Genomic DNA, 11,830 nt, shown 5'->3' with positions numbered 1-11,830 from the left:
CCCAAAAATTCTGGGGCCGCTTCGCAGCCCAGCGGGAGCAAGCTCCCTCGCCACACGCTCAGTGGTTACCCGTTAGAACGCGTACCGCGCCTTGAGCATCACGCCATCGGCATCAAACCCACTGCGCGCCTGGCGTGTGTAGCTGGCGCCGACGGTGAAGTCCGCCACCTGGTAATTCACGCCCACGCTGGCTTCATAGCTGTCACGCGCCACCGACGCACCGGTGACGGTAAACGCCGACCCACCCAGCACATAGTTGGAGGTTTGCGCGACACGATCGCCCATCAGGTCGTGATACGCCATCAATGTCGCTTCCGGCTGCAAGCTGCCCGCACCCATCGGCAGGTTGCCCGCCAGGCGCACACCGGCGCCCAACTCACCCACTTCGTAACGCTGCGAACGAGTGCTCAGCGCCGCCGACGAACCCTTCTCGTCGTAGCCGTCCATGCGCACGTTGGCATAACGCGCGGCAACCCGTGGTTCGATCACGACCCCTTGCGACGGCTTGAAGCTGTAGCCGCCGATCACGCTGGCGGACAACACGTTGCTGTCGTAGCTGCCCTTGGCCGTGGTGCCGGCGATGTGGCGCTTGCTCTCGTTGTCGTTGTGGCCGTAGCTGAGGCTGCCATCGACAAACCAGTCTTGCAGCGACCAGTTACCGTACAGCGACAGCGCGTGGCCTTCGACGTCGGTCTTGTTGCCGAGGTCCGAATGGATGTTGGAGTTGAGGTAGCTGTAGGCCACGCCCAGGGTGGTGGTGTCGTTGACCCGACCGTCCACACCCACCGCCATGCCGCTGCTGTTGGCCGAGTAGCCGTTGTTGCCGCCGCGACCGTCCTGGTCCATGTTGCTGCTCAGGCCCTGCACCCACACGCCGCCGCGCTGCTGGCTTTCACGTTGTTCGGTGAGGCGGTTGAAGATCGCGCCGTTGACCACGGTTTGCCCGGACAAGGCCACGTCCAGCGCGCCGCGGTTGACGTCCGGCTTGAGCTGGTCGCTGATCTGCGCCAATTGCGCGGCCGTGCCGGCGTTGGCCAGGGCCTGGAACACCTGGTCGTCGCTGCTGAGGCGGCTGAGCACGTCGTTCTTGAAGCTGTTGACCGCCGTGGCCGAAGCGGCGCTGGCGCCCACACCGGCGAGTTCTTCCTGGACTTGCCCGTCGGCCTTGACCGCCACCACGGCCTTGACCGTTTGCGCATCGGCCGAATAGCTGAGCACGTCGAGCAACGCCGAAGCACTGTTCACCGACAGGCCGTTGTCTTGCACGCTGGTGGCTTGCAGCAGGGTGTATTGCGTGCCGTCATTGGTGCTGGCGAAGTCGCCGGGGTTGGCGCTGACGGTCAGCTTCGAGGCGTTGGCGAAGGTGGCGTTGCCGTTGACCGTCAGGTACGCCGTGGTCGGCACGACGCTGTCGGACAGGTGCATGTCGATGCCCGCGCCGTTGGCGACGTTGAGGTCGCCGGTGATGGCGGTGCCTTGCGCGGAAAGGTTCAAGGAGCCGGAGTTGACCGAGACCGGCGCGATAATGCGCGTGCCGGTGAAGTTTGCCTGGCCGGCGACATTGACTGCGTTGAGGTTGAGCAGGTCGCCGACGATGGCGCCGCCGGTCCAGTTCAGCGTCGCCAGGTTGGCGGCGTCCACGGCAACCCCTGAGTGGCTGCGGATTTCCCCAGCTTGCTGGTTGATTTCAAACGGCGAGGTTTGCTCGGCGGCGTTCACCAGGATCGCGGTGCCGTCGGCGGTGATGGTGCCACGGTTGACAATGCCACGGGCGCCGCTCGCACTGTTGGTGGCGAACGTGGCGCCCTGGAACTCGAAGGCGCTGGCATCGGTGCCCTTGGCTTCAAGGGTGCCGGTGTTAAGGATGTAATCGATGGTGCCGTTGTAGAACAGTACGCCGCGCGCCTCGCTGCCATTGGCAGAAACCAGCCCACTGTTTTCGATACGCAGCGCGCTGGTCACGGTTTCCACCTCAATGCCCAAGGCATACTCACCGGTGGCGATGATCGAGCCGGAGTTGAGGATCTTGCCGCCGATGGTGGTCGGGGTGGCGCCGTCGATATCAAGGATCAGACCCGTGGCGCCACGGCCGTCCATGTTAATCACGCCGGTGTTGGAAACGTCGCCGCCAATGGTGGTGCCGTGCAGGTAAATACCTTCGCCGCCGCCCACGAAACCCAGGGTGGTTGCATCCGGCTGCGGCGCCGTCGAGCGGATCGTGCCCGAGTTGATCACACTGCCGCCAATGGTCGCGTCGCCGATCTCCAACCCTTCATAACCGCCGTGGCTCATCAGGATATTGCCGGCCTGAATCACGTCCCCCGTGATGGTGCTGGTGGGCAGGTTGTTCGGGCCGGCCCAGTACATCGGGTCGATGGTCATCGCACGGATCGTCTTGCCTTGCGAGTCCAACGTAATGTCGGCGCGGTTTATCAGCGAACCCTGGATGTGGGTATCGGTAAAGCCCAGGCCCGCTGGCAGGGTGGTGCTGGGGTCGACCACTTGGGACAGCTGCCCGGTGATGGTGACGGGCTCGTTGAAGGTCTCACTGGCCCAAATGTTTTTTCCTTGGCCCAGGTCGAACTCAACGGCCAACACCTGTGTGCTGATTGCGCCGACCATGATGGCCAACAGGGTTTTCTGGAACGGCTTGCGCTTCATTTCTAACTCCATGAACGACGGCTCACTGCCGCCAAAAGGCCCGGCGGCAGTCGGTGTACCGAGTGAAAGGATCAATTGATCCGCGTGCATTCCCCCAAGGCGCCCGCATAAAACCCAGGCGCACGAAGGCGCACCGCAAGGGGCGGTGGCAGGCAGGGGAATAAGGGGGGAAGGTTCACATCAATCCTTAATGTCATTTGAAAACGCTGCAGTCCATGCAGCCCGACCGGTTATGGGGTGGGCGGGGTAATGACATTGGAATAAACGGAATGTTCAAACGAAGTGCACAGGGGGTGGCGCTTTGTGAACTGGGTCGCAGTTAGGGAGCGATCATCGACACTTCCACACGATTGCGAAAGGCAGCTCGTCGCTGAGGATTTCAGGCGAGCGGAAATAATAAGAGGCCGACGCGTTTTCCAAACTCTTGTGGATAAATGCGCCGTCAGTCATCACGCGGTAGGAGGCACATTCCATATAAGAGCCCTCAGCTAGCGCTTTTTTTATCTGACCATAGGTCCCATCGACCCCCACCGGCAGCAATTCGGTCGGTGGCGGGCGTACAGCCAGGTCATCGTTTTCAATGTCCATGGAGTACGCTCTGCGAAAGCCAGGTTCACTGCTGGCCCAGTAGACGGATACCAACCGGTGTTTTTCAGTTCCCTCATCGAGAAAAGCATCCGCCAGGATGTATTGATCGTCTGAAATTTTATAAACGCCGTCTTCCAAAGCGAGCACACACGGTTCTCGTACGCTGACGATGTCCCCGGTTCTTGAGCTGTGCAGCGATGACCATTGCGGCATTTCAGATACCTCACATCCATTGTGGCGTTTTGATTATTTGATCTTCGAGCCTAACTCAAAAGCTCTTTCAAGCGCTTGCTCGCCTCTGCTAGCTCATTGGCAGACATGGGACTGTAGCGGATGACTATTAATGCGCCATCTTCGAATTCTGAAACACTGTCGACATGGTTATTCAGACAATCAACGACTTGCTTCGGACTTTTTCCAAAAGCACGAGAGCATAGTTCCCGATCAAAATAATTAGCTGCCTGTATACGAAAAACTCCATCTCTTCCGTTAACGTCTTTTTTTGTCGCCTCACACGCCGCTACGACCGTAGGCCAGTCGCTTCGCGTGACACTCCAGTCATGCAGGGCGGCTCGATAGGCTCCAAACGCTTTTATGTACTGTGGGAAGACTCGCTTTATCAAGTCCGAGCAATCAACTTTTCCGCCAGCAAATTCAATGAATAGGGTGTCATCAAACTGCGCATCATCTTCCAGATAGTGTTGATTTCTTAGTGCATAGGAAATTCTGCCTTTCACTCCCGAAGGCAGTAATTTGTCCAGCGAAACCGAAACAACAAGTTCATCTTCAATATCGGGCAGTTCGATCGTATTGCCTAGATTCCACGGAGCGCCTAAGCCCGCTAGCTGCGCCAAGAACCGGCTGTGTTTTTCTCGTATAGGCTCCGCGCAGTCAGGCCTATGTCGAAACTCCAACTTATACTTAATCATCAAGGTGCCACCTTAACAGTGATTCAGTCTTGATCTGACCTGAGACTTTATCTGTGTATTGGGTACCTGCAAATAAATCATCCGCGACCAATAAACACAGGTCTTCCGCCTATAAAGGCAACCTCACCTGCGCCTCCTGCCCAGTCCCATCAATCTAGAAATCAAACCGCACGACCTAAAATTTCTTGGAAATCATCGACTAAATCACCAAACTCTATATTAGGGTTAAGTATCATTAGCTGGTCCTCGGTCACATCTAGCGATACAAATACTTCCTCAAGTACGGTTGCATCGATGCTTTTTTCGTAATACTCCTCAGCTAGACTCTTATAAGCCGCAATACCTCCTACAAAAAAACCTAGCAGCGGATACTCTTTCAGCCCATCCGGCGACACACACCACGAGGGCTGCTTGACACCTCGCCAAAAAAACAGACTAGCATTATCCGTAGAAAACGCTGGCTCAACTTTAAACTGCTGAAACTCCGCGGGCATCGCATTCAAACATTCAGACACATTAGGCAAGGGAGAGCCACATATAACTTTTCCTGCAACACCCGCATCGGTAAAATGCAAAAAATACTCAGCCCCGGAACCGTCCCTCATTGACCCCATCATTTCTTTCCCCGCCCCATCCCAATTACAGTTGAATGAGAAATATCTATACTGCCACTCGGGCATGATTATGGCATCCAACAAAGCCAGTCCTTTAGCCACATGTTTAACGCGATCAACTGAAGGCAGTTCATTTATATTTAAAATCGAATTATTCATCTAGCAGCACCTATTTGTCGGATTTAGCTCTATTCTCTTGCCGAGAAAGAATCTGAAGATTTGAGCTGCAATTTGTACCATCACAATTTTTTGGCGTTACATGGTCAAACTGCCACTCGTTAGGATCTGGAGTTACGCCGCGCTGGCTTTTTTGTGGTTTGACTAACACAGTACCACTGGCATCAGATTTGACTACACCGTCGTTGGCTGCTTTATTCAACTCCAATGCCTCTTGTTTTTGCCGCAAAGTGAATTCTTTACCGGGACCAACATTTGGCGGATTTTCAATACTTGAATAATCGACCTTTGCGTGAGCACCTAACTCTTTTTGCCCACCAACCAACTCCCCCCCAACCTTACCACCAAAATACTTACCCGCCGCCGCCCCAAACAAAGCTGAAATCGCTGCGGATTGGACCGCACCCACCACCAAATCAGACGTGACGCTCGACTCACCGGGAAAGGTCCCCGGATAGAAAGACGCCGCCACTCTATCGGGCTCTGTGGATGTGAATGGCGCCGTAATCTGGCCAGCCGAATCCCACGCACTGAGCATCGACGTAGTGCCCAACGCGCCCATGCCGATCGGTAAAGCGCAGGTGGCAACGCCCACACAGGCCGGTGACGAAAGCACCATCCCCGCGTAGCCACCCACTCCGCCCAAAAGGCCAAACGCGGTGTCTGTGGTCGCACCGATGGTCTGCACGACACTGCCGTGCGCATTGATCGTGTCGTCACTCCAATCTTTGACACTACGCCCATCAAACTGGCCGGTCGCTTTCAGCAACGCTATTTCCGTGGCGAACGTGGCCCCCCGATCCTGAAGGTCCTTGAAGGCACCATAATTAGGATGGTCAGTCGGAATCGACTCCGCACACTGAGCCAACGCGCAAGCAGCAGCATTCAAACGATCCGCTTTTTCAGGATGGAACCGTCGCTGTTCATCCAGCGCTTCGGTTTGAGATTTGTGAAGCGCATGGTTGTACTGCGTGGCATTTTTCGCCACCCAACCGCCCTTCTCCATCTGCGCCGCTGTCGCATCGCTCTGCCCGGCCGCCGCCAGCACGCCCACGATCTGCGAACTCATCGAGAGCAACTCTTGGTTGCCCTTGACCAGCGTATTCAGATGCGTGACCAGCGCCTCATTCGCCCCCGCCGCCAATGCACCGGTCTTGAAATCCCCACCCGTGGCTTCTGCCAGCAGGCCACCCACCATCGCGTGGATCGCAATCTTCGGCACCAACCCGTCCGCGACCACACCTTTGGTGTAATTGCCCACCAAGTTGAAACTGGCAGCAGCCAAGGTATTGAACAGCGCGCTTTTCAGCGCATCGCTAGCATTGCCGCCCTGCCCCAGCGCCTTGCTGAGCAGCATGGAGGTGCCACTTTGCAGCGTCTGGTTGGCCGCGAATCGGCCGACACCACTCCAACTATTGAGCAACCCCGGTGTAGTGATTTTTCCGATTGATGTGTTGGTTTCGGTTCCCGTCCAACCACCAAAATAGGTCGCCGTCATGCCCGCCGTAGCGCCAGCAATCACGTACCCCTTCATTGCGTCCGAAGAGGTCACGTCTTTGAACACGGCACCGAGATTGCCCCGGTTATTAATCGTGCTGACCGTTGCGTTGGTCGCCGCCCCCGACGCGACAGCACCGGATGCCGCCGTGATGAACGTGGCCGTGTTTGCCGACATTGTTCCGGCAGCAACCATCCCGCCGGTCGTTGCGCCCATGGCACCCATGACCGCTGGCCCAACCACTGCCGCCATCACGATCGCAATGATGATCTGCGAAGCCGGCCCCAACCCCGAGTTGCTGTACTTGAAGCTGTCGTGGATTTCCTTGACCTGGCGCCAATCCACGTCACCGCGTTGTTCTGCGTCCTTGAGCCACGCCAACTGCGGATCAGCCTTGACCATCGCGTCGATGGATTGGCTGACGGTCTGCTGGTTGACCTGATTGATGTCGATCTTCAAACCGTCGACAGCTTTGATCGCGACGTTGCCTTCGGCAATCATCTGACTCTGGCGCAGGGTCTCATCGGTGTTGCCCTTGCCTTTGGAAGAAACCCAGAACGCGTTGTTATCGGTCTTCTCGTGGCTCTCTTGATGCAGGTCCTTGACCGCCTCGAAGGTAATGGCACCGCCGCTGTCCAGGGTGATGTCCTTGCCGCTTTGAAGCTTGGCGAGTTGATAGGTCTGGTCGCCGCCGCTTTTCAGGGTCAGGTCACCACCGGTGTTGATGACGCTGCCGACGTTGGTGATACGCGTGACTTCATCGCGTTGGGTCTTTTTCGAGCCCCAGCCGCTGTTTTTCTTCATGTCGTACAACGTATGCGTACTATCCTGTGCCGCCAGCAGATTCATCTGCCCGCCGGTGTACAAATACGCTTCATTCCCCGCACTGATCTTGCTCGCCACCAGCGTCGTATCCCGCCCGGCCCGGCTCACAAAATTCGCACCGGCGGTCAACACGCTGGCCACTTGGGTGGTTTGATCGTCTTCGGTCTTGATGCGCTTCTTGCCGTGTTTCTCCCTGCCCTCAACGTTATGCACATCGCTGACCGAGCCGATGTTGATGTCGCGCCCAGCCTCAACATTCAGCTCTTTGCCGGCGGTCGCGTGGCTGCCGATGATGTTGACGTCTTGCCCGGCCTGCATCGTCAGGTTGCCCCCCGCCGTGACGCTGGCGGCGCGGTTCTTGACGTCGGTGGTGATGCTGGATTTGTGCCCGCCGTCGCTGAAGGCGTGTTTCACGCTCGTGTCGCTGACCGGCAGCAGGCTGAGGTCGCGGCCGGCGGTGAGGGTGACGTCTTTACCGCCTTCGAGAGTGCTGCGGTTGATAAGGTCGCGGCCGGCGTTCAGGGCGAGGTTGCCGGTGGCGGTGATGCTGCTCGCGCTCTTGTCAGTGAGGGTGCGCATGCCGGCGCCGTCGCGGACCTGGATCGCGGTGGCGTCGTTGGTGATGTCGCCGTTGACCGCGCGGAGGCTGACTTCGCTGGCGCGGATTTCACCGGCCATAGCGTTGCGGATGCTGTCTTGGGCCAACATGCTGAGGTTGTTGCCGGCCTCCATCAAGCCGCCGTTGTAGACGCTGGCGCTGCTGATGGCTGTGAGGTCGTTACTGGCGCGCAGGGTGCCGATGTTGAGCAGGTCGCCACCGGTGACGAGGTTGAGGTCGCGGCCCTGGATCAGGCTGCTGCCGCGCACGTTGCGTGATTCGGCCTGGGCCAGGTAGAGCACCGGGACGAGGACGCTCTGGCCGTCAACCACGCGGTTTTCCATCCACACGATGTCGTGGGTCAGCGCGCCGACTTGCTGGCGGGTCAGGGTCACGCCGACGCTCAGGCTCAGGGCGTCCTTGCTGGCAAGAGCGTTGTCCATCAGGTAGCGGAATTGGTCGGCGTCGCTGGTCAGGTTGCTGGCGAGAAAACGTTGCCCGGTTTGCGCGAGCACCGCGTCGCGGATCAGGCGGGTTTCGTATTGGCCATCGCCGAGACGGCGCCAGGCGTTGTCGGCGTTGAAGCCGAGTTTGCCGAGCATGTAATCGGAGCTGAAGAAGCCCGACAGACTGGCGAACGCGGGGTTGGTCTCGATCAGGTAATGGCTGGTCGGGTCGGGGTTCTTGACGAACAAGCCATAGTCGCCCTTGGGCACTTGGAAGTACGGCGAGGTGGTGGGATCGACCGGGGTGAAGGACGTGCCGCTATCGTCGGCGTGCCCGCTGAGGCTGATATTGATGCCGCCGACGGGGATGCCGGTCTGGTCGTTGTCGAGGGTGCCGGTCAGTTGCGCTTTCTGGTTTTCCAGCAGCGTGCCGTTCTGCACGTTGTTGGCGACCCTGGACAGGTCGACGGTGCCGCCGGCTTGCAGGGTGGCGTTGTAGGCCTGGGCATCGGTGACGGTCCAGGTGGTGACGTTGCTCGCTTCCCTGAAACGGCTATCGCTGGAGCGCGACTTGAGTACTTCAAACTGCGCCAGGTCGAAATGACCGGCGGCAACGGCTGCGTTGAATGTCGGGACTTCTATGTACTCAATACGGTCCCAATAGTGCTTATCCACTCGCCCTGGCGTGCCGACGACGATGGTGTTCTGCCCGGTGCGCGTGCCCGAACCCTGGTTGAGCAGGTTGTTCGCGGCAATGGCGAGGTTGCCGTTGGCAGCCATCAGGCTGTTGCGGTTCTCGACGCTGTCGCCCTGGATCAGCAGGTCGTTGCCGGCGACCAGGCGAGCGGGGGCCGAATCCTTGATCGCGGACTCCACCAACGTCTGGTAAATGTCGATCTCGCCGCGTTTGTATGAGTAGTCCCCATCGCAGTGCTGGCCGCAGATCCACTGCACACTGCCGGTGGTCACGGTCGACCCCAACTCGAACACGGCCTTGGCATTCTCTACAAACGCGGCGTTGATGCCGATGTTGCCTTCAGCCTCCACCGTACCGGACAGGTTGCTGAACACCGCCGCCTGCTCGCCATCACGGGCGGCAAAGGTCAGGTTGCCCTGGGTGTACACATCGCCATACAGGTTGCTGAAGCCGTTGCCACGCAGGGTCAGGTTGCCGCCGCTGAACAGCAGCGAATCCGCGCCATTGCTGATGCCGTTGACCGCCGTGAGGTTCACCGCGCCTTGGGCGCCGAGGGTGCCACGGTTGTTGATCTGCGCCGCCGCGATGTCCAGCTGCTGACGCGCCGTGAGAGCGCCCAGGCTGTCGAGGGTGCCGCGCAGGTTGAGCTGGGTGTTGGTGCCAGCCAGGCGCCCGCCGTTCTGGCTGAGGTTGTTCGCCACTACGCTGAGTTTTTGCAAGGCCGAGACGCGGCCGCTGTTGCTCATGTCGCCGCTCAGGGTGATGTTCAGGTCGCCGTCGCTGAGCAGGTCGCCGCCGTTGTCCAGGCTGGCCACATCGAGCACCAGGCCTTTGCTGCTGGCCATGCGATCACCGGCCTTGAGGGTCAGGTTGCGGGTGCTTTTGTAGGTGAGGATCTCGTTGAGTTGCAGACGACCCAGGCCGTCCACATCACCGAAGTTCCAGTCGGCGCTACCCAAGCCATTGATGTCGCCTGTGCTACCGCTGAGGCTGGCGGTGTTGATACGGAACACGCCACTGCCGGCGTGCTGCACCAGCCCGCCCCGGTTGCTCAGGTGGCCGGCGTCGAGGCTGAAGGCCTGGCTGGCGAACTCCAGCGCGCCGTCGTCGTTATTCACTTGGCCGCTGAGGTTGAGGCTAGTGGCCGCGCCGCCCAAGGCGCGCACTTGCCCGCCGGCGCTGTTGTCGAGGTTGCCACCGCCCAGGCTCAGGCCCTGCTTGGCCTCGATCAGGCCGCCACGGTTGGTCAGTGTGTTGCGTGTGGTCAGCGTCAGTTGATCGCCGACAATCTGGCCTTTGCCGCTGTTGTCGACATCATCGGCATTCACCTTAACGGCATTGGCCACGATCACGCCGTTCTGGTTCTTGAGGTTGCCCGCGTTGACGGTCAGGGCGCTGGCGACGATTTGCCCGCCGCTGTTGTTCAGCGCCGCACTGTTCAACACCAGGCTGCCACCGAGCATTTCGATACGCCCCTGGCGGTTGTCCAGGGACGCGCTGTCGAGCGCGGCCGCCTGCCCTTCACCAAAGCGAATCAAGCCGCCGAGGTTGACGATGGCCGGTGCGCTGATCGCCAGGCGTTGCTCGCCGTACAGGCGCGCGGTCGTGCCTTGGTTGGTCAGCTTGGCGGTGGTGACGCTGACGGTTTTACCCTGGATGACCGCGTCGCGGTTGGTGAGCGTGCCCGCGTTGATTGCAAGGTGTTGGCCGGCACCGAGGCTCTTGCGGTTGAGCAGCGCTTCGGCGCTGCTCAGTTCGACATTGGCGTTGGCGTAGACCGCGTCGGTCAGTTCGATCTGCTTCGCGGTGGCCTTGATGTTGCCGGTGGCCGTCGCCTGCGCCAGGCTCAAGCGACCATTGGCATCCAACTGAATATCGCCACCGCTGGCGGCCAGCGTGCCGTCGAGCTTCACACCCACACCGGCTTCGGTGCCCACCAGCTTGATCGCGCCAGCGTACATGCCGCCCAGGGCGCTGGAGTCGATGGCCAGCTCCGGCTTGGCACTGCCGTCGTCGGCGCGGGCGGTGGTGTTCAGGCTTTGCGCGTCGACGTCGTTGCGCCCGGCAACGACGGTCAATTCGCGTGCGTTGATCTGTGCGTTGATCTTGGCCGAGCGGGTGATGATCTCGAAGCGATCGACCGTGCTCGCGTTCAAGCCCTGGCCGTCGATGGTCACGGCGCCGCCATCGACCTGGTAGTGATCCAGACGGCCCACGGTGTCGATCACCGGTTTGCCGGTGGTCAGGGTCACGTTGGGCGTGTTGATAAACCCGCAGCCACTGCACGTGATACCGTAGGGGTTGGCAACGATGACCTTGGCCGACTGCCCCGCCACTTCGGTGTAGCCGCGCAACTGGCTGGGGCTACCGCCATTGACCTCGTTGAGGATGACACTGGCCGCGCCGCCCTTGAGGTTGGGGTTGCCGACGATGTAGCCGCCCAGCTGGGTATTGGTCACCGCCGTGTTGGCGTTGTTGAGGATGACGCCGTTGGGGCCGACGTTGTAGTCCTTGAACTGGTTGTGCGAGAGGCCATTGCCATTGGGCGTGGCGATATTCACCACCGGCACGCCATTGCCGGCCTGGCCGACGGTGGTGCCTGGCGCGCTCACCACGATGCCTTCGGCCTGGGCCAACAGCGGCTGCCAGAACAGCGCGTGGGCCAGGATGAGCGCCAGGCCACGCTTGGGCAGGCCGAGGAACCGCTCACGGTTGTTCAGCGCAGCAGACGGTTGACGGGCCAGGAAGGCCAAGTGGCGAAAGTCCATTTTCAAGTTCTCGATGCAGCGGGGCGTTG

At 59.7% G+C, this 11,830-nt stretch carries 5 protein-coding genes; all 5 read right to left on the bottom strand.

Annotated features, from left to right (window positions below; translation table 11 throughout):
- Positions 1–72 precede the first annotated feature (72 nt).
- The 5 genes from NUV89_RS02745 to NUV89_RS02725 all read right to left on the bottom strand — a co-directional run bounded on the left by NUV89_RS02745 (position 73) and on the right by NUV89_RS02725 (position 11,801).
- On the bottom strand, positions 73–2,661 hold the full coding sequence (locus NUV89_RS02745; protein WP_257780193.1) for an autotransporter outer membrane beta-barrel domain-containing protein: 2,589 nt from the start codon (positions 2,659–2,661) through the stop codon (positions 73–75).
- A 330-nt stretch (positions 2,662–2,991) separates the two neighbouring features.
- Complete coding sequence (locus tag NUV89_RS02740; RefSeq protein ID WP_257780192.1) at positions 2,992–3,396, bottom strand: hypothetical protein; 405 nt, start codon at positions 3,394–3,396, stop codon at positions 2,992–2,994.
- 116 nt (positions 3,397–3,512) lie between these two features.
- Positions 3,513–4,178: a hypothetical protein gene (locus NUV89_RS02735; RefSeq protein ID WP_257780191.1), complete on the bottom strand. Its 666-nt coding sequence runs from the start codon at positions 4,176–4,178 to the stop codon at positions 3,513–3,515.
- Between the two features lie 161 nt (positions 4,179–4,339).
- Positions 4,340–4,951 carry a hypothetical protein gene (locus NUV89_RS02730; protein ID WP_257780190.1) on the bottom strand — a complete coding sequence of 204 codons (612 nt, stop codon included), beginning with the start codon at positions 4,949–4,951 and terminating at the stop codon, positions 4,340–4,342.
- A 10-nt stretch (positions 4,952–4,961) separates the two neighbouring features.
- The gene (locus NUV89_RS02725; RefSeq protein WP_257780189.1) at positions 4,962–11,801 is read right to left on the bottom strand and encodes a DUF637 domain-containing protein; all 6,840 of its coding nucleotides are present in this window, start codon (positions 11,799–11,801) and stop codon (positions 4,962–4,964) included.
- Positions 11,802–11,830: the final 29 nt, after the last annotated feature.

Source organism: Pseudomonas sp. 18.1.10 (assembly GCF_024655625.1).
Classification (GTDB): Bacteria; Pseudomonadota; Gammaproteobacteria; order Pseudomonadales; family Pseudomonadaceae; genus Aquipseudomonas.
Note: the sequence above shows the minus strand (reverse complement) of the source record. Positions and strands in the feature narration are given on the sequence as shown.

Coding starts and splice junctions, on each gene's coding strand:
- NUV89_RS02730 (WP_257780190.1), bottom strand. CDS start 4,951: ATGAATAATTCGATTTTAAATATAAATGAACTGCCTTCAGTTGATCGC.
- NUV89_RS02735 (WP_257780191.1), bottom strand. CDS start 4,178: ATGATTAAGTATAAGTTGGAGTTTCGACATAGGCCTGACTGCGCGGAG.
- NUV89_RS02745 (WP_257780193.1), bottom strand. CDS start 2,661: ATGAAGCGCAAGCCGTTCCAGAAAACCCTGTTGGCCATCATGGTCGGC.
- NUV89_RS02725 (WP_257780189.1), bottom strand. CDS start 11,801: ATGGACTTTCGCCACTTGGCCTTCCTGGCCCGTCAACCGTCTGCTGCG.